Source organism: Corynebacterium incognita (genome assembly GCF_014217255.1).
In the GTDB taxonomy this organism is placed as follows: domain Bacteria; phylum Actinomycetota; class Actinomycetes; order Mycobacteriales; family Mycobacteriaceae; genus Corynebacterium; species Corynebacterium incognitum.
The window spans coordinates 2,107,229-2,127,181 of the sequence record NZ_CP059404.1 but is presented as its reverse complement, the minus strand read 5'-3'; the positions used below and the strand labels follow the sequence as shown (position 1 = coordinate 2,127,181).

The 19,953-nt window shown below is 59.4% G+C and carries 14 protein-coding genes; 10 read left to right on the top strand and 4 right to left on the bottom strand.

The window, feature by feature from the left end; all coding sequences use genetic code 11:
• Positions 1–148 precede the first annotated feature (148 nt).
• From lplB to H0194_RS09895, 5 genes are all read left to right on the top strand, one after another.
• A complete protein-coding gene (gene lplB, locus H0194_RS09915) occupies positions 149–1,255 on the top strand; it encodes a lipoate-protein ligase small subunit (protein ID WP_185175715.1) in 1,107 nt (368 codons plus the stop codon).
• Positions 1,256–1,382: 127 nt separating this feature from the next.
• Entirely contained in the window at positions 1,383–2,756 is a 1,374-nt protein-coding gene (locus H0194_RS09910; RefSeq protein WP_185175714.1) for a dicarboxylate/amino acid:cation symporter, read from the top strand.
• A gap of 223 nt (positions 2,757–2,979) precedes the next feature.
• Complete coding sequence (locus tag H0194_RS09905) at positions 2,980–4,146, top strand: acyl-CoA dehydrogenase family protein (protein ID WP_185175713.1); 1,167 nt, start codon at positions 2,980–2,982, stop codon at positions 4,144–4,146.
• Between the two features lie 14 nt (positions 4,147–4,160).
• Positions 4,161–5,375 carry a CaiB/BaiF CoA transferase family protein gene (locus H0194_RS09900; protein ID WP_185175712.1) on the top strand — a complete coding sequence of 405 codons (1,215 nt, stop codon included), beginning with the start codon at positions 4,161–4,163 and terminating at the stop codon, positions 5,373–5,375.
• A complete protein-coding gene (locus H0194_RS09895; protein WP_185175711.1) occupies positions 5,372–6,712 on the top strand; it encodes a YjiH family protein in 1,341 nt (446 codons plus the stop codon). Before H0194_RS09900 ends, H0194_RS09895 begins: the two co-directional genes overlap by 4 nt.
• Before the next feature lie 59 nt (positions 6,713–6,771).
• On the opposite strand, the gene H0194_RS09890 is transcribed toward H0194_RS09895, so the two are convergent.
• Positions 6,772–8,148, bottom strand: coding sequence for a YjiH family protein (locus H0194_RS09890; protein WP_185175710.1), 1,377 nt, complete (start codon positions 8,146–8,148; stop codon positions 6,772–6,774).
• Positions 8,149–8,415: 267 nt separating this feature from the next.
• On the opposite strand from H0194_RS09890, the gene H0194_RS09885 reads away from it, so the two are divergent.
• Both H0194_RS09885 and H0194_RS09880 read left to right on the top strand, forming a co-directional pair.
• A complete protein-coding gene (locus H0194_RS09885) occupies positions 8,416–9,462 on the top strand; it encodes a DNA cytosine methyltransferase (RefSeq protein WP_185175709.1) in 1,047 nt (348 codons plus the stop codon).
• A gap of 71 nt (positions 9,463–9,533) precedes the next feature.
• Positions 9,534–10,466 carry a NaeI family type II restriction endonuclease gene (locus tag H0194_RS09880; RefSeq protein WP_281382579.1) on the top strand — a complete coding sequence of 311 codons (933 nt, stop codon included), beginning with the start codon at positions 9,534–9,536 and terminating at the stop codon, positions 10,464–10,466.
• Positions 10,467–10,486: 20 nt separating this feature from the next.
• Here the strand turns inward: H0194_RS09880 and H0194_RS09875 are convergent, their stop codons facing one another.
• Positions 10,487–11,728, bottom strand: coding sequence for an MFS transporter (locus tag H0194_RS09875; protein WP_185175708.1), 1,242 nt, complete (start codon positions 11,726–11,728; stop codon positions 10,487–10,489).
• A 145-nt stretch (positions 11,729–11,873) separates the two neighbouring features.
• Between H0194_RS09875 and H0194_RS09870 the strand changes: the two genes are divergently transcribed.
• The gene (locus H0194_RS09870) at positions 11,874–12,368 is read left to right on the top strand and encodes a hypothetical protein (protein ID WP_185175707.1); all 495 of its coding nucleotides are present in this window, start codon (positions 11,874–11,876) and stop codon (positions 12,366–12,368) included.
• A gap of 10 nt (positions 12,369–12,378) precedes the next feature.
• Here the strand turns inward: H0194_RS09870 and H0194_RS09865 are convergent, their stop codons facing one another.
• Entirely contained in the window at positions 12,379–13,272 is an 894-nt protein-coding gene (locus tag H0194_RS09865) for a DNA primase (RefSeq protein ID WP_185175706.1), read from the bottom strand.
• Positions 13,273–13,362: 90 nt separating this feature from the next.
• A complete protein-coding gene (locus H0194_RS09860) occupies positions 13,363–14,973 on the bottom strand; it encodes a carboxylesterase/lipase family protein (protein WP_185175705.1) in 1,611 nt (536 codons plus the stop codon).
• 148 nt (positions 14,974–15,121) lie between these two features.
• Between H0194_RS09860 and H0194_RS09855 the strand changes: the two genes are divergently transcribed.
• Both H0194_RS09855 and H0194_RS09850 read left to right on the top strand, forming a co-directional pair.
• Entirely contained in the window at positions 15,122–15,907 is a 786-nt protein-coding gene (locus tag H0194_RS09855) for a hypothetical protein (protein ID WP_185175704.1), read from the top strand.
• Between the two features lie 266 nt (positions 15,908–16,173).
• Positions 16,174–19,920, top strand: a complete 3,747-nt coding sequence (locus H0194_RS09850; protein ID WP_425486429.1) for a multifunctional oxoglutarate decarboxylase/oxoglutarate dehydrogenase thiamine pyrophosphate-binding subunit/dihydrolipoyllysine-residue succinyltransferase subunit — start codon at positions 16,174–16,176, stop codon at positions 19,918–19,920.
• Positions 19,921–19,953 lie beyond the last annotated feature (33 nt).

The following is a 19,953-nucleotide window of genomic DNA, read 5'->3' as shown; positions in this document are numbered from 1 at the left end:
GCGGAAACACACAGGGCAAGAAATGCAAACTATTTAAGCCATCATATATTTACACACTTAACAAGTCTAATTTCCCGGAGAAAATCACACTTTTGACGCTATCTTCGCTGGCCATACGCTTTCTTTTTCCACGAGTACCCTTGGACTTATGTCGAACAACACAACAGAAAAACCCAGCAACGGCGCCGACGCACGCCACTTCGAGCTCAAGGCCCCCGGCGGCAAGCTGATTGTCGTGGACCTCGCCATCGATCCCACCACCGACACCGTGGCACAGGCCCAGATCTCAGGCGATTTCTTTCTGGAACCGGAGGAAGCCTTTGAAGCCCTCTCCCCCGCACTCGTGGGAACACCGCTATCCGCAGCAACCGCTGACATCGAGGCCCGCCTCGATGCCGCACTGACACGCATCGATAGCGAGGTTCACCTCCACGGCTTTAACACCCACAATCTCGCGGTCACCGTCAAGCGCGCCTTGGCCGGCGGCACTGACTTCACCGACCACACCTGGGAGATACTGCGCCCCGGCGCGCTGCCCACGCCCGTGAACGTGGCCCTCGACGAAGTCCTGCTTAATCAAGTCGCTTCCGGCGAGCGCGGGCCCACACTGCGTTTCTGGGAATGGGACGATAAGGCCGTGGTGTTCGGTAGCTACCAGTCCTATTCCAATGAGTTGAACCAAGAAGGTGTCGACAAACACGGCATTACGCCGGTGCGCCGCATGTCCGGTGGTGGCGCCATGTTCATGGAGGGCGGCAACTGCATCACCTATTCCATCTATGCGCCGGATTCTTTGGTCGCGGGATACTCCTACGAGGCCTCCTATGAGTACCTCGACCAGTGGGTGCTCGCCGCGCTAGCAAAGCACGGCGTCAACGCCTGGTACGTCCCGATTAATGACATCACCTCCGACGGTGGGAAGATCGGCGGTGCGGCCCAGAAGCGGCGTCGTCACGCAGTGCTGCACCACACGACCATGAGCTATGACATCGACGCAGACAAGATGATGGAGGTACTGCGCATCGGCAAGGTGAAGGTGTCTTCCAAGGGACTAGCCTCAGCGAAGAAGCGCGTGGATCCGCTGCGCCGACAGACTGGTGTGTCTCGCGAGGAGATCATTAACACTATGGCCACGGAATTTGCCACGCGTTACGGCGCACAGCAGGCGGAGCTTTCCGACGCCGACATCGCCGCAGCCGAGCAGTTAGTTTCGGAGAAGTACGGCACCGAAGAGTGGACGAAGCGCCTCCCCTAGTCGCGCCTTCACTTTGGAGGGGAATTACTTTCAGGCGTAGCATGTTGCAGGTATCAAACGGAACAGTCTAACTTTGCTAGACCGATCTGTTCATATCTAGCGCAATCTACTCCCAAGGAAAACCTCCATGTCTACTCGCTCTGCTACCGCGCCCAAGTCCGGGCTCCCCTCGTGGGCCACTGGTTTCGGCGCCCAAGTTATCGCTGGCCTCATCATCGGCCTCATCCTCGGCTTCGTCGCCGCCGGGATGGACGCCGGCGCCGAGGAGCCCGGCTGGTTGAGCTCCCTACTTACCGGCGTGGGCTCCGCCTACGTGCAGCTACTTAAAGTGATGGTGCCGCCGCTCATCTTCGCCGCAGTGGTCACCTCCGTCGCCAACCTGCGCAAGGTCACCAACGCGGCGAACTTGGCCGTATCTACCCTCGTGTGGTTCGCGATCACCGCCTTCCTCTCCGTTCTCGTAGGCATCGCAGTCGCAGTTGTCATGAAACCGGGCGTGGGAACCACCGTGGACGCCGCCACCGCCGCCGAGCCTTCCTCGGTAGGCTCCTGGACCGCCTTCTTACAGTCCATCGTCCCGGCCAACTTCTTCGGCCTGAGCGGATACGTGGACGAAGGCGAAGTCTCCTTGAGCTTCGGCGCGCTCCAGCTGCTGGTCATCTCGCTAGCCCTGGGCATCGCCGCCGTCAAGGCGGGCGAGGCCGCGGACCCATTCCTGCGCTTTACCGAATCCTTCCTCAAGATCATCCAGGTCATCCTGTGGTGGATTATTCGCCTCGCCCCCATCGGCACCGCCGCGCTCATTGGCAAGGCCGTAGCGACTTACGGCTGGGACGCGCTGAGCTCCCTCGGCAAGTTCGTTCTGGCCATGTACGTCGGCCTCGCGCTGGTCATCGCTGTGGTGTACCCGCTGGTCCTGAAGGTTAACAGCATCCCGGTCATCGGGTTCTACAAGCGCGTGTGGCCGGTATTCTCCCTCGGCTTCGTCACCCGCTCCTCCATAGGCGTGATGCCGGTAACGCAGCGCTTCAGCGAGCGCGCCATGGGCGTCCCGCGCGAGTACGCGTCCTTTGCCATCCCCCTGGGCGCCACCACGAAAATGGACGGCTGCGCTTCGGTCTACCCGGCTATCGCGGCCATCTTCATTGCGCAGTTCTATGGCATTGACCTGTCCCTGACGCAGTACCTACTCATCATCCTGGTCTCGGTCATCGGCTCCGCCGCCACGGCGGGCACCACCGGCGCCACTGTAATGCTTACCCTCACCCTATCTACCCTGGGCCTACCGCTGTCGGGCGTGGGCCTCCTACTGGCTATCGAGCCCATCATCGACATGGGCCGCACCGCCGTCAACGTCACCGGCCAAGCGCTGGCCGCCACCATGGTGGCCAAGCGCGCCGGCATCCAGGACCAGGAAGTCTGGGACTCCGCCGAGCATGGCGTATCGCACATCATGAATGAAGAGAATGAGGACGCGGCGGACACCGCAGTACGGGTTTAAGCCACCCCTCGGAAACTACGTAGCGCCTATATGACCCAAGCAGGTCATATAGGCGCCTTTCTGCACTGAAGTGGGTCTCGAATTACAGACGGGATGTATAAAATACCCCTGGCCGACTGCGCTAACCCAAACTACGGTAATCCACTAAGCGTGAAGCAGATCACCTTGTTGCGCACAATGTTTTCTGCGACACATGGAGTTTGAATTTTATTGGAGGTTACACATGGGCGGCCGCTACCCTAACGGGGACTTTTACTTCTTCGAATCGCAACTTTCTCCCGAGGAACTGAACATCCTCGAGAAGGTTAAGACGTGGACCCGGGAGAAAGTCACTCCCATTGCCAACGACTACTGGAACCGTGCGGAGTTCCCTTTCGAACTCATCCCGAGTATTCAAGACCTCAACATCATCAGCCTGAAGCGGGGGCAGGGATACTCCGGCCTGCTCGCTGGGCTCGTGACCGCTGAAATCCATCGCGCAGACGCATCGGTGGGCACCTTCTTTTCTGGCCAAGACGGACTCTTCACTGGTTCCGTCGAGCTACTAGGCTCCGAGGAACAGAAACAGCGCTTCCTCCCTGATCTCTATGCGGTCAAGAAGACAGGAGTCTTCGCCATCACCGAGCCAAACGCCGGATCGGACGTGGCTAAGGGAATGTCTACGACCGCCGAGAAGGTCGAGGGCGGATGGATCATCAACGGCGCGAAGCGCTGGATTGGCAACGCCACCTGGTCAGACTACGTCTGCGTGTACGCTCGCGACATTGCCGACGACCAGGTGAAGGGGTTCATCGTGGACACCTCGACCGAGGGCTATGCCGCAACGCTCATGCAAAACCGTATTGCTTTGCGCGCCGTCCAAAACGCCGACATCACGCTCACCAACGTCTTCGTTCCTGATGAGAACAAGCTCGATAAGGCCGACAGCTTTAAGGCAACCAACGAGGTATTCAAGTCAGCCCGCGCCACCGTGGGTTGGCAAGCAGTAGGTCTCCAAATGGGGATTCTCGACGCCGTCTTGGAATACCTGGACGAAAGGACCCAATTCGGCCAAAAACTGTCGAGCTTCCAAATCAACCAGTCGAAGGTGGCAACCATCCAGGGCAACCTCATCGCCTCGCAGTCCATGATGGCCCAGCTGAACCGGCTCCAGGAACAAGGAGAGGACAAAAACGAGCATTCCGCCCTCGCGAAGGCACACGTGACCCGAATGATGCGCGAATCAGCGGCTCTGGGCCGCGAGCTCGTGGGCGGTAACGGCATCATCTCTGACTACAAAGTAGGCAAGCATTTCTGCGATGCAGAAGCCATTTATTCCTACGAGGGCACCTATGACATCAACCAGTTGGTCGTAGCACGTTCGCTGACCGGCGAATCTGCGTTCGTTTAAGGAAGGGAGCCACCATGACCACTCCAACCAACACCGCTGACCCCGACCACGCTGCCTCGCAGAAAAAGTCACTCGAGGGCATCCGTGTCCTCGATATGTCGCGAGTGCTCGCCGGCCCCTTCTGCGCCTCGATACTCGCGGATCTCGGCGCTGACGTCATCAAGATTGAATCCCCTTGGGGTGACGACTCTCGTGCGGTCGGCCCATTCTTCAACGGTGAGAGCGCGTACTACCGCCTATTCAATCGCTCGAAGAAAGGGATCACACTCGATCTCAAAAACCCCACCGATGTGTCCACGTTTCTGGAACTGGTGAAGCGTGCCGATGTCCTGATTGAAAACTTCCGTCCCGGAGTCATGACCAAACTTGGTGTTTCCCCGGAGCAGCTTCTCGCCATTAACCCGCAGTTAATAGTCACGTCCATCAGTGGGTTCGGCCAAACTGGCTCGATGGCCAAGGCCCCTGCGTACGACATCGTTGCCCAAGCGATGAGCGGGCTCATGTCCGTGACAGGACATGACGTCACCGGACCTACCCGAGTCGGCGTGAGTCTGGGTGACCTCATCCCAGGGCTTTATGGTGCCATCGCCACCCTCGGAGCTTTGGCAGAGCGAGCACACAGTCACCAGGGTCAGCATGTTGACATTGCAATGTTTGATTCCTTGGTGTCAATCCTAGAATCGGTCGGAATGCGTGCCGTGCATACGGACGAGGAACCGAAGCCCGAAGGCAACGACCACGCAATGACCGTTCCATTTTCCACCTATCAAGCTAGTGACGGCCCGGTTGTCATCGCGGTCCTTAACGAGAAACTCTTCGGCAACCTCGCCACCGCTTTCGATTTGGACTACATGCTCGAAGATCCGCGCTTCAACAGCAACGACGCCCGGCGCGACAATCGCGCACTATTCCGCGACTTGCTCGAGGAGAAGCTGTCCCAGTACACCACGTCCGAAGCAATCGCGCTGCTTCGCGAGCATGGCGTTCCCACGTCCCCTGTGCAATCCGTCAGCGAGGCCCTACACGGCCCTATCGGACAAGAACGCCAGGTGCTTGCCAAAGAAGCTGACGACTTCACCACCCTGGCGTCTCCCATTCGCTTAACGGGGTCTGCGGCCCCATCTCCTGCACCCAAACTGGGCGAACACAACCACCTGATCGAATCCTGGCTCGCTGAGCCCCCTCGTGGCTTCGCCTCCGCTCCTTACCGAAAGAAGGAAGAACAATGAGTGGCACCGCAATCCAAGAATTTGCAACCACTGAAGAAAAGGCCAAAGCACCCTGGCGCTTCTTTCTGTACAGTGGTCTCGGTATTTTTGCTTTCTTCGTCCCCTTCCCAGTTGGGGATACGAACACCATCCTTTTGGACCACATTGTCGGGTGGCTCAAGGTAGGGCTTGGCGACGCCGCGAAGTACGTGGTGTGGCTGATTATTCTGGCCGGCGCAGTGGTCCCTTTCTACACCGGTACGTGGCGTAAGTCTGTCGCTCGCCGAGTATTTGCGTTCCTCTACATTTTTGCCGCGATTATCGCGACTATGCTCGTCTTCAATTTTGGCCCGTCTGTGGTGTTCCGCGAAGAACTCGGGCCGTTCTTGATGAACAAGTTGGTCATTCCGGTAGGTCTTTTGATTCCCGTTGGTGCCCCATTCCTCGGCCTTTTGGTGGGATTCGGCCTCATGGAATTCATCGGTGTGTTTGTACAGCCCATCATGCGACCGCTATTCAAAACTCCTGGCCGGTCAGCCGTTGACGCAGTGGCATCATTCGTCGGCTCGTATTCTTTAGGTCTCCTCGTGACTGACCGCGTGTACAAAGCCGGCGGTTATACCAGCAAAGAGGCAGCCATCATCGCGGCTGGCTTTTCCACAGCCTCGGCGACCTTCATGGTGGTCATCGCCAAAGCACTCGGACTCATGAGCGTGTGGGGACTCTACTTCGGCGCGACCCTCATCGTGACTTTCATCGTCACCGCCATCATGGTTCGCGTCCCTCCAATCAGCTCTATCCCAGACGAGTACTACCCCGGGGTTACTCCCACCCCAGAAGAAGCCATTTCAGGCGATCGGATGAAGTTGGCCTGGCTGGAAGCGAAACACGTGCTCAAAAATGTACCAAGCCTCATGCGAGTGCTTTGGGAGAACTTCCGCGATGGAATGCTGATGACGATGCAGGTGCTCCCTGGCATCTTGTCTATCGGCTTTCTCGGGCTCGTCCTCGCCTACTACACCCCAATTTTCGAGTGGATAGGCTACATTTTCTATCCCTTGCTGTGGGTTCTCCAGATCCCTGATACTCAGCTCGCTTCAGAGGCGTTAGCAATTGGGTTGTCTGAGCTGTTCCTGCCCGCCACCATCGTGGCCGACTCACCGCACGACGTCACGAGGATTCTCATTGCCATTGTGTCGGTATCTCAGATCTTCTTCTTCTCTTCGATGGTCCCGTCGATTCTCGCCACCGAAATCCCACTGAAAATAAAAGATATCCTTGCTGTCTGGTTTATCCGCGTCGTGCTCTCGGTAGTGGTAGCTGCCCCCTTCGCCTACCTGATCGCAATGGCGTTGTAGCACACGACGACAACAAGCCGCACTGCCCTCCTCGCACTCAAGTGCCAGGCGCGAGCTGGCTACAACAGCAAATAAGCCAGCGGCGTAGTGATAAGAACTGTCAACGCCACACGCTCAAACCACACGATCACCATGTCCTTGATGGAGATGGGAATCTTGGTGGCCAGGATGCATGGCACCAGGCCGGAGAAGAAGATGATGGCGGAAATAGCCACCACGCCGACGACAAAGCGCAACACCAGGTCACCACTGTCACCGATGAGCGTAGCGGGTAGGAACATTTCCGCTATGCCCATTGCCATAGCCTCGCCGGCAAGCACAGGCTCCGGCAGCCGTACGAGCCAGGCGAACGGGTAGAACAAGTAGCCAATCCATTCAAAGATGGGAGTAAAGCGAGCCAGAAGCAGCCCGCCCAGACCGATGGACATGATCGACGGCACGACCGACGACGACAAGCGAATACCGTCGCGCAAATTCTCCCAGATATTGCGCTGGAGACTGGGCGCACCAGCCAGGGTCAACAGCGCCTCGCGCCAGGCAGCACGGAATCGGTTGCCTTGTACCGGCTTCTCCGGGTCTGGCTCTGCACCGTCGAAGTACTCGTCGGGAATCTTGCTCAAGGGGTAGATGCGCACGGTAATCGCCGTAACGATGAAAGTAACTACCAATGCCACAACGAAATACAGGCCCCACAAGTCCATGATTCCCAGCGACTTCGCCACGATCACCATGAATGCAGCCGAGACCGTCGAAAAGCCCGTGCAAATAATGGCTGCCTCACGAGCCGTGTAGCCACCTTGTTGGTATACCCGGTCAGTAATCAGAATGCCCAAGGAATAGGAACCGACGAAGGAGGCGACGGCGTCGATAGCCGAACGGCCTGGGGTGCGCCACAGCGGGCGCATGATGGGCTGCATGAAAACGCCCACGAACTCAAGCATGCCGTAACCAATAAGCAGCGCCAGGAAGATAGAGCCGACTGGAATAATCAGCCCCACGGACATGGCAATCTTCTCCCACAGGAACGGCACCAAGTCCTTCTCCCCCAGCACCCAGGGCAAGGAGTCCGTCATCATCATGATGGACACCACCAGACCGATGACGTTGGCGAAGGTAAAGAACGCCTTAATGGGGCCGAGCTTATACTCCTTCTTCACAAACCCCATCACGGTGCCGTACGCACACAAGAGCAGCACAAACCACTGCGCGCCCTGGGGCGCTACTTCCTTAATCATGGTGACGAAATGGTCCAACATGATGGAATTGTTGCCCTTGTAGGTCACTGGCCAGAAGAACACCGCAGCGCCAATCGCACTGTAGACAAAAAGGCGCCACACCCCGGATACGCGGGGCAGTTCGCTTGTCGACGCCGCGCCTCCTGCCGCCTGCGCCGGCACCGCATGGCCGTCGGTTACGCCACTAGCTTCGGTAGCCATCGCATTCATCCTTTCCGATCAACCCGCGCCCCACTATTGTGCCGCGCGCCATGAACTCCTCAATGCTATGACATAGAGCACGAATGTTGAACAAAGCACTTGTGGCTGATTGTCTGATATTCCAGACAAGGGGTTCTATGCACAGCCAAATTCGAATAATAGTTCGGCCCGTTGCTTCTTCTGTCGCGCTAGCAGCTATGGTGTTTTGTGTCGAGGCTTCACCGCCACCTTTAAAATCAAAGACTTCACTACGAGGAGCAGCCACCCATGGATGCAGTCAATCCACACAATCCCCCACGTCTCACATCCGTGGAGATTTGTGCAGGCGCGGGTGGCCAAGCCCTAGGCTTAGAGCAGGCCGGTTTTCACCACACCGCGGTAGTAGAAATCGACGAGTGGGCGGCCGAGACCCTACGCCTCAACCGCGCGCATGGTGGTCCACTCGGACCATGGAAAGTTATAGAAGGCGATGTCACCCAGCTAGACGGCATGCAATGGCGGGGGCAAGTCGATCTCTTTGCAGGTGGAGTCCCCTGCCCACCTTTCTCAATCGCCGGCAAACAACTCGGCGCGGACGATGAACGCGACTTATTTCCCGACGCTCTACGCCTCATTTCTGAAATCCGCCCCAAGGCTGTTCTACTAGAAAACGTCAAGGGTCTCGGACAAAAACGCTTTGACAGCTATCGCAACGATGTCATCCGCCAGCTCAACGACATGGGTTACGTGGCTTTCTGGGAGCTCTTGCAAGCCGCCGACTACGGCGTTCCCCAACTCCGTCCCCGTTTTATCCTCGTCGCACTCTTACCCGAATACGCCGACTTCTTCGCTTGGCCGGCGCCTTCCGACACACGTGTGACCGTTGGCGAAGCTCTTTATCCACTCATGAAGAAGAATGGTTGGAAGGGGGCAAAAGCTTGGGCTCAGACAGCTGACAACGTGGCCCCGACACTAGTGGGTGGTTCCAAGAAGCACGGTGGCCCGGACGTGGGTCCCACGCGTGCACGCGAAGCCTGGAAGAAGCTCGGGGTTAAGGGCTCGTCTATCGCTGAGGAAGCCCCGGGAAGCGACTTCCCCGTCGGAGATCCGAACAACATGCCCCGCCTCACCGTAGAAATGGGTGGTGTCATCCAAGGATTCCCTGCAGAATGGACGTGGGCGGGACGTAAGACCGCCCAATGGCGGCAGGTTGGAAATGCTTTTCCGCCCCCGGTCGCAAAAGCCATCGGAATGTCGATCAAGAACGCACTAAACCAGGTTCCTTGCTCACCGGCGACTCCGACCTTGCCAACAGAGTTTCTCGTTGCCCAGTAGAGCCTACGCGGCTCAGCAATAACCTCGCCAAAGGAGTCACAGTGTCCGGCGCTAGCGATTTAGGTTCCCCAATTGATGTTCACCACTGGGAACGCCCTGATCATTCCCAAGAGCTAGCCACGGCAATGCGCAATGAGGATCCCGATGGAAGCGTTTTCGCCCGATTGTTTCGGCAATCTTTCGACCAAATCTACGACGGCCAGAACACCGGACGCTACTCCATTTCGCAGCTCAGTAAAACCGAGTCTGCACACATCGGATCGATTGTGGAGATCAACATCCGTCGCGCTTTCGATGGCTTCATCCGCGACGGCATGGTGATGGACTTCGACATCCTTGGACACGAGGTTGATTGCAAATACTCCAAAGCTCCTTTTGGTTGGATGATCCCTTCTGAGGCCCTCGGACACCACGCAATGGTCTGCCACGCAGATGACGACAAGGGGATGTGGCGAGTGGGGTTCGTGCAGATCAGCGACGACATCCTCACCAGAGGCGGCAATCGCGATGGCAAACGAACGATCTCAAGCCAGGGACGCGCGAATATTTCCTGGGCCTTCTACGACGAACCGTTGATTCCAAACACCCTCCTTCAACTCTCCAGTGAGGATCGTCGCGCCATCCTAAACCCAAAGTCGGGTCAAGCCCGCATCAACGAGCTGTTTCGCCGCGCCCAACAAAGACTCATCCCTCGCGGCATCATTGCAACGGTAGCCCAGCAAAAGGACTATATGAAGCGCGTGCGGGGCAATGGCGGTGCACGTTCCGCATTGGCCGCAGAAGGAATCGTCATCTTGGGCGACTACAAGGCTCATCGGCTCATTGCGGAGACCCTAGAGCTTCCGGTCCCCGGCCCTGGCGATTCTGTAGCGGTGCGACTAGTCCCATCCGAGCCCAATGCCCCGCACCCGTGCATTGAGCTGGAAGGACAGCGGTGGCGCGTCGCCGAAGGCAGCGATCCCATCCACCACGCGCCTGCCATCGTTTACACGGGCTCGCGGTGACCCGCGCAGCAAGTACGTAGCTAGAGCCTCTTACGCAGCGGCCTCAGCACAGCCTTTCGCGCCTGCAGCGTCTCCCGCCCAAATCCCCACGCGATGATTCCCACGAGGGCAACGGCACCGCAGAGGGCGAAGGCTGTGGTGAAGCCGTACACGTCGGCGAGGGCGCCGATGAGGATGGGGCCGAAGATTTGGCCGAGGTCCATGGACATCTGGAAGGTAGACACCACCTTGCCGCCTGCGCGGTCATTGCCAATGATGTCGGCGATGACCGCCTGCTGTGCGGGGTTAATAAGACCAGACGCGGCACCAGCGAGTGCTGAGGCCAACAGCAGCGTGGGGATGGATTCCGCAAGACCGAGTACCCCCATGAACAACCCGGAACCGAGCAAGCCGGCAATGATCAACGGGCGGCGCCCGATACGATCCGCCAGGTTACCGGAGAACTGCAACACGATAGCGTTGCCTGCCGCGAACGTCGCTAAGGCATAGCCGGATGCTTCCGCGCCGTCGGCAAAGATAGCGGCGGCGAACAACGGGAGAACCGAAATACGAACGCCAAAGTTAATCCATCCTTGCGCGAACCCAGACGTCAGCACGGCGCGGTAGGCCGTGTCGCGCCAGGCCTCCCCCAGGCTCATCGCCGGCTTGGCATGGGCCTTGAGTTCGACCATGTCGTCGGCAGGCATTCGCCACCACACAAACACCGCCGCAAGTCCGACGCCAATACCGTAAATCAGGAACGGGAGGCGAAAGCCGAGGAACGACAACGACGCGCCGAGCACCGGGCCGATGACGTTGCCGAGGAGAAACGCTGTGGCGTACGTCGCCGAACACTTACCGCGGATGGACGCCGGCGCCAAACGCACGATGAGGCCCATCGCGGAGACTGTAAACATCGTGGAGCCAATACCCGCGAGGGCGCGGAGCGCAAGAATATGCCAGTAATGCTGGGCGCCGGCCACGAGCCCCGTTGTAATCGCAACAGTAATGAGGCCGGTGAGATACACCTTTCGTGAGCCCAGCTTGTCCACCAGGCTGCCTGACATAGGCGCAAACAGGAGCCGCGACGCTGAGAAAACGGCAACCACGGCACCTGCAGCGGCCATGGTCACATCGAAGCTCACCACAAATTGCGGGAGCAACGGCGCGATCAGACCGTAGCCGAGGGCGATAGTGAACGCGGCAACGACCAAGATCCAGATCTCAGGAGGAATTTTTTCTTGAGGAATCTTGTGTTCAGGAAGTTTTTCTGCATCGGCCATGGTGAATCCTGAGGGTAGTCCTTCCCGTGACGTTCGGCGAATTATGCCCTCGTTTACCCAGCACACAACCCCGGAATAGAACACGTGTTCGAGGATGGGAAATTTCAGTCAGGATGATGTCTTTCGCCTTCGTAATATCCTCACCATGAAACAACACATGGACTACCGCCGCCCGTCATTGAACACTTTCGAGCTCACCGCACGCATTCTTGAGCACCACGGCGAGACGCTCGACTCACTCCAGAGCGTCTTGCATCACCCGCGCTCCCTGGCGCGTCCTACACCAGATTGGCGCCCGCCACAGAAACAACTGCCGGACATCGCGGGCGATGGTGATCTCACCATGACGTTAACGCGCCACCGCGTAGGCCCGCGTGCCAGGGCGCGCGTCCGTGGTTTTGGCGAGACCCGGGAACCGGCTTATTTGGTGTCCGTGCGCATTACCAATCCCAACGGCTACCCGGTACTCCCGGCGCTGGCCGAGGCCTGGGTGCGCGCATTGGTGCCTGGCGCAAAGTCAGGTGCGGTCCACGAGATCACTACGGGGAGCGCAGCCACCTTCCTCTGGTTGGTGGACAAGGCATTCCTGCCCGTGCGCTCCCCTGTGTCTCTCTTCGAGGGCCTTGCCTCAGCGGCGTAGGCGCTGACCCTTACTTTTTGCTGTCGTCGGTGCTGTCGCTGTCGCTGCTGTCGACGTCGTCGTCCTCAAGCTCATCGTCTTCGTCGTCGTAGTCGACGTCGTCATCAAAGTCGTCGGCGCCGAAGATGTCGTAGACGTCAGGCTCGTCGTATTCACCTTCATCGAACTCCACGAGCTGGGACTCCCAGTCGTCGGCTTGGTCGGCGACGAGGGACAGGATGTTAAACAGGCGGTCGAAATCAGTGTAGGTACCCAGCTCCAGTGTTTCTGACGGCACCTCGACTATCGGCTCAATGTCCAAGAACTCGTCATCCGCACCGAGAACGTCGATGTCGTCCTCATCGTCGCCGAAGAGACGCTGGCGATCTTCATCGGAAAGCTCATCGGAGTCATCGGTGATCCAGAAGTCATCCTCCTCCACTTCACGGTCATCATCGAACTCAGCGCTGAGGTCAAAGGAAAGGAATCGCACCACGGCGGTAGGGACGCTATCCACCACTTCCACGAGAACGCGCAGCTGGGATTCCTGCGCTACGTCCGCGATAACGAGGTTCGGATTGAACTCGTCTTGCATGAACTCGAGGTCTGCGATGCGTTCATCGGTGCCTTCGAGAAGGTCGCGCAGGACGGTCACAACCTGGTCGGTGGCAACGTGGCGGGCAACTGCCTCCACAGCGTCATCGACAGAGAACGCCACGGACACCAAGACCGCCTCGAACTCGTCATCGTCCTCGTCCACGTCAGCAGCTGCGATATACACGTTTGCGGCTGGCAGGATGGGGTCGATTTCAACGAACTGAATCTCCAGGTCCGAGGTGATCGGAACGAACATCACGTCATCATTAACACGAGATTCAATGCCCTCAGCGTCCAACGCGGTGGCAATATCTTCGAAAAAGCTCATTTTCCCTTTGCCCTATCTGCATTCAAGAGTGGATGTGAAAGCGAAGCCAAGCCTACCGACTATTGCCCGGGCGCGTGTGCTGAATGCTGTTTATTGCACGTTGGGTGGCTCACCGAGCCCCTCCGTCAGGAAACTCAGGGCTTCAAGAATCTCCGGACGGCCTACTCCCCACTCGGTCATTGAGTACCCCTCCCAAGCAATACGCCGCTCCGCCTTCGGGTCGTACTCCAGTGAGCTTTCCGCGTCGAAGATCCGCGTAATGCGCTGGTCGCAATCATAACGAGGCCAGCTGGAATCCAGGTCTTTGCCGTGGAAGAAGTCGCCCCAAAAACCTTGCATTTCTTGCGTGAGACGCTCCATATCTGTGGAGTCACCCAGTTTGGTGAAGAAGGAAACGCGTGAGGCATCCATGTCGCCAAAGACGTTGGCCAGTTCTAGTGAATGCATCGCGCCCAAGCCAACCCAGCGCAGGGCTGGGGGCGCGAAGTCATAGCGATACATCCACGTTGGGTGGTTGTCCGAGTGCCGGGACGCCAAAGCCGTGGCCGGGGCCCAGAACAGGGCGTCGGCCAGCAATTCTGCAAAGTCCGAGCGCGCCGTCGCATCGTTGTACGCCGCAAGTACCCCCGGGGCGCCGTCCGGATCGAAAGACCGAAGCAGGCGGTGCGCGGCCTTGCTGCGCTTCTTCTGCCGCTGGTAGACGAATTTACCGAAACTTGCCTCGTCGGAGTTCGTGCCGATGAGCAACGGTACTTGCGCCTGATTGCCATTAGCGAAAGCCGCTAAGGGGTGCTCTGGGAGGAAATTCTCGTCCGCGGTCGGAGCGTACGACGTGTTAAGGTGCAGAAACTCTCGCCCCGCCCACATCATTGATTGTCCCGCCCGGACGATATCAGCGAAGTTCTCCACGCGTAGGTCGTCCACTGAGGCCAAGCGCGGCAACCCCAGCCTAGACACCAACTCCCGTGCCCAGAACGTCGATTGCGTCCGCGAGTGAAAGACGCCCATCGGCGGGGATTGCGCCAAGGCGCGGTGGAAGAGACCGTGCGCTGAAGGGACGCTCATCAACGTCAGCACCGCGGCGCCGCCGGCGGACTCCCCCATCAATGTGACGTTGTCCGGGTCACCGCCGAAGGCGGCGATGTTGGCCCGCACCCAACGCAGAGCCAGTAACTGATCCTCCACAGCAGGGTTCGCCGTGCAGTCACCTGAGAGACTGCGCAGGTCCAGGTAACCCAGCGCCCCAAGACGAAAATTCACTGACACGTAGACCACATTCGTAGTGCGGGCTAAATGAAACCCCCGCAGCATCGGCTCATGACTTGCCCCCATGATGAAGGAGCCGCCGTGCAGGTAGACCACCACGGGAAGTTTCTCGTCCGTGGCCCGCCGCACGATGTCTAGATGCAGACAGTCCTCATCGCCTGCGATTCGGTCGGTCCACGAGTACGTGGGTTGGGGAGCAGGGCTGCCGTACTGCGAGCATTCCAGTACTCCTTCCCACGGTTCCACTGGTACCGGCGACGCGAAGCGGCGCTGGCCGCTGGTCTCTTGCCCATAGGGAATGGCACGCCAGGAACGCACCCCCAGCTCAGGCATGTCCACGCCCTTGACCCACCCGAAGCGGGTGCGCACCAGCATGGGGTTGTCGGTGACGTCCAAGTCCTCGACCGCGTCATCAGCTCCGGGTTGCGTGCTCATATTCTCCAGAATAACGATATGGACTCAACGGGAACCGGAGGGAAATCGGTAGCGTTGATGATGGTGTGCGATAAGGAAAGCTCATCGCACGCGTTTACTTAGGAACGAATTTAGAACTTACGACACCACAGAGAAGGAATGATGAGAAATGGGACTTTTTGGTGTGGGTAAAGATGACACTGGCACTTCGCGCGAGTCTTCCACCGAAGTGACGACCCCGCAGGGCGAGACCAGTGCAGTCACCCCGGAGCGTCTTAACGACAACGACACCGCGGCAAAGATGCTCTTGGGCGGTCTGGACCGAGCAGTGTCCATGCAGTCAAGCGCCATTGAGAAGTACATCCGCAGCCTGGTGAAGAAGAACCCCGATGCGTCCCCGGCGGACATTCAGTCGCTTATCGACGGCCACTTCCTCAAGCTTGTCTCTGGCACCGGCGCGGCGGCGGGCGCGACCTCCGCCATCCCAGGTATTGGATTTGTAACCGGTGCCGCGGCAGTAGGCGCTGAGTCGCTCGTGTTCCTCGACGCCAGTGCCTGGTACATCGTGGCCTCTGCCTTCCTGCGCGGCGCTGACATTCGGAACCCCGAGGTGCGGCGCACCCTGGTCCTCGTCGTGTTGCTGGGTAACAAGGGATCCGCCATCGTGGAGACCGTTCTGGGTGATACCGCTTCACTGAAGGGAGCAACCTCGCTGGCAACGCTGTCGCACTTTTCCGGCCCGACTCTGCAGGGACTCAACGGCCGCTTGACCAAGGCCTTCATGAAGCGCGCGACGAAGAAACTGCGGTGGTCACTGTTTTCCAAGATCCTGCCGCTGGGTATCGGCGCCGTGCTGGGCACGATGGCCAACCGCAAGCTGGCGCAGCAGGTTATCTCCTCGGCGCACGACGAGCTTGACCCCTTGCCGGGGACCGTGCGCCAATTCGCGTCGTAAAGCATGGGTGCCAGCCGGGCCGCAGGGCAAAGGAATATCTCTTCCCCCTGCGTACGGTGGCTTGTCAGCACACCTTTTTGGGGTAAAAAACTCCCTACTCGGAAGGGTTCGGGCGTCGTTTTAGGGGTTAAACGACGGCCGTCGTTGTGCATCAATGATTCCCCCGTATGATTGGGGACGGATCACTTTTCAAAGTGCTACTAATGTCTAAAAGACAAAGTTAAAAGCCAAGAAAACACAGCAAGGAAATGAGGCGAGCTTCTGCCGTGAGCAATGCGAGCGTGTACGGCCCTAACGCATGGCTGATCGATGAGATGTACCAGCAGTACAGCGAGGATCCCCAGTCGGTGGATCAGGAGTGGCGCGACTACTTCGAGAAGAACGGCGCACCGAAGTCCGGTGGCGCTGCTGCTGCCGCCCCGACTGCTGTCAAGCAGGCGGAATCCAAGGGACAGGCCGTTCCCCCTACCAAGGTTTCCACCGAGGAGAAGCAGGCTACCCGCGAGACCAAGGTGACCGAAGCAGCCAAGGATGCACGCGCTTCCAAGCCAGAGGCGGGTAAGCCTGCCGCCGCGGCCGCCAAGAAGGCGCCGGAGTCCCCGATGGACCGCATCGGCGAGGCCCCCGAGGCCGGTGAAAAGCAGCTCAAGGGCATGTTCAAGGCTATCGCCAAGAACATGGACGAGTCGCTGGAAATCCCCACCGCTACCACCGTGCGCGACATGCCGGTCAAGCTCATGTGGGAAAACCGCTCCATGATCAACGAGCACCTCAAGCGCACCCGTGGCGGCAAAATCTCCTTCACCCACATCATTGGCTACGCCATTGTGAAGGCCACCCAGATCCACCCGGCTATGAACGTGCGCTACGAGGTCAAGGACGGCAAGCCAACCGTCGTGCAGCCCGAGCACATTAACCTCGGCCTCGCGATTGACCTGCCCCAGAAGGACGGCTCCCGCGCCCTGGTGGTTGCCTCCATCAAGGAGACCGAGAACAAGAACTTCGCCGAGTTCGTGGAGGCTTACGAGGACATCGTTGCTCGTTCCCGCAAGAACAAGCTCACGATGGATGACTTCTCCGGCGTCACCATTAACCTCACTAACCCGGGCGGCATCGGCACCCGCCACTCCATCGCGCGCCTGACCAAGGGCTCCGGCGCCATCATCGGCGTGGGCTCCATGGACTACCCGGCAGAGTTCGCCGGCGCGTCCGCGGACCGCCTGGCTGACCTCGGCGTTGGCCGCCTGGTTACCCTGACCTCTACTTACGACCACCGCGTCATTCAGGGTGCCGAGTCCGGCGACTTCCTCAAGACTATGTCCCAGCTGCTTATCGACGACAAGTTCTGGGACGAGCTCTTCCAGGCCATGGGCGTTCCTTACCAGCCAATGCGCTGGGCACAGGACCTGCCGAATCTGGGCGTGGACAAAAACACCCGCGTCATGCAGCTCATTGAGGCCTACCGTTCCCGCGGCCACCTGCTCGCGGACGTTAACCCGCTGAGCTGGCGTCAGCCGGGTCTGCCGTTCCCGGATCACCGCGACTTGGACATCGCTACCCACGGCCTCACCATTTGGGACCTGGACCGTACCTTCAACGTCGGCGGCTTCGGTGGCAAGGAGACCATGACCCTGCGCGAGGTGCTCTCCCGCCTGCGCAGCGCCTACACCCTGAAGGTGGGCTCCGAGTACTCCCACATCCTCGACCGCGATGAGCGCGAGTGGCTGCAGAACCGCCTGGAAGCGGGCCAGCCTAAGCCGACCAACGCTGAGCAAAAGTACATCCTGCAGAAGGTCAATGCTGCAGAAGCATTCGAGAACTTCCTGCAGACCAAGTACGTGGGCCAGAAGCGCTTCTCCCTCGAAGGCGCCGAGTCCCTCATCCCGCTGATGGACTCCATCATCGACACCGCTGCGGGCCAGGGTCTGGACGAGGTCGTCATCGGTATGCCGCACCGCGGCCGCCTCAACGTGCTGTTCAACATCGTGGGCAAGCCACTGGCGCAGATCTTCAACGAGTTTGAGGGCAACTTCACCGGCGGCCAGGCCGGCGGTTCCGGCGACGTGAAGTACCACTTAGGCGCCGAGGGCCACCACATCCAGATGTTCGGCGAGGGCGAAATTGACATCACCCTGGCGGCGAACCCGTCCCACCTCGAGGCCGTGAACCCGGTCATGGAGGGTATGGCCCGTGCGAAGCAGGACCTGCTGGACAAGGGCGAGAACGGCTACAGCGTCGTCCCGCTGCTGCTACATGGCGACGCCTCCTTCGCTGGCCTTGGCATCGTCCAGGAGACCATCAACCTGTCCCAGCTGCGTGGCTACACCACCGGCGGCACCGTCCACGTTGTGGTCAACAACCAGATCGGCTTCACCACCACCCCGGACTCTGGTCGTTCCACCCACTACTCCACCGACCTGGCTAAGGGCTTCGACTGCCCGGTGTTCCACGTCAACGGCGACGACCCAGAGGCCGTTGCATGGGTGGGTCAGCTAGCCACCGAGTACCGCCGCGAGTTCGGCAAGGACGTCTTCATCGACCTCATCTGCTACCGCCTGCGCGGCCACAATGAGGCTGATGACCCGACCATGACTCAGCCGGTGATGTACGAGCGCATCATTGACCGTAAGACGGTCCGCGAGCGCTACACCGAGGAGCTCATCGGCCGCGGTGATCTGTCCGCTGAAGAGGCCGAGGCGGCTGCACGCGACTTCAACGAGCAGATGGAGGCCGTGTTCTCCGACGTCAAGTCCACCGACAAGTCTGGTCCGGAGGAGCAGGTGGGCATCACTTCCGCTCAGGAACTGGCGCACGGCCTGGACACCTCCATCACCGCCGAGGAAATGAAGGAGATCGGCGAAGCTTACGCCACCCCGCCGGAGGGCTTCCAGATGCACAAGCGCGTGGCCAAGGTGGCCAAGGAGCGCCTGAAGACTGCCACCGAAGGCGGCATCGACTGGGGCTGGGGCGAGCTTCTCGCCTTCGGCTCCCTGGCCAACGGCGGCAAGCTCGTGCGCCTCGCCGGTGAGGATTCCCGCCGCGGTACCTTCACCCAGCGCCACGCTGTCGTGTACGACCCTGAGACCGCTGCAGAGTACAACGGCCTCGACGAACTGGCACAGTCCAAGGGCAACGGCGGCAAGTTCCTGGTCTACAACTCGGCACTCACCGAGTACGCCGGTATGGGCTTCGAGTACGGCTACTCCATCGCCAACAAGGACGCCCTCGTGGCGTGGGAGGCGCAGTTCGGCGACTTCGCCAACGGCGCCCAGACCATCATCGACGAGTACGTCTCCTCCGGCGAGGCCAAGTGGGGCGAGACCTCCAAGATCGTGCTGCTCCTTCCGCACGGCTACGAGGGCCAGGGCCCGGATCACTCCTCCGCACGCATCGAGCGTTTCCTGCAGCTGTGCGCTGAGGGCTCCATGACCGTGGCCCAGCCGTCCACCCCGGCTAACCACTTCCACTTGTTGCGCCGCCACGCCATGGGCCCGCTGAGCCGCCCGCTGGTAGTCTTCAGCCCGAAGTCCATGCTGCGCAACAAGGCTGCGGTATCCTCCATTGAGGACTTCACCGAGGTCAAGTCGTTCCAGTCCGTCATCAACGACCCGAACTTTGTGGACCGCGAGGGCAACAAGATTGGTGACACCGACAAGGTGAAGAAGATCATCCTGTGCTCCGGCAAGATCTACTACGACTTGGCGAAGCGCAAGGCTGACGACAACCGCGAGGACGTCGCCATCGTCCGCGTAGAGATGCTGCACCCGATTCCGTTCAACCGCTTGCGCGAAGCATTCGCGATGTTCCCGAACGCCGAGGAAATCCGCTTCGTTCAGGACGAGCCGGCCAACCAGGGCCCATGGCCGTTCTACAACGAGCATCTGCGCGAGCTGCTGCCGGACATGCCGCCGCTCAAGCGCGTGTCCCGCCGCGCGCAGTCTTCCACCTCCACGGGCATCGCTAAGGTGCACCAGCTGGAGCAGAAGAAGCTTCTCGACGAAGCCTTTGCCTAAACGCTAAAGAAAGAAGGACCCCACAGCATTCGC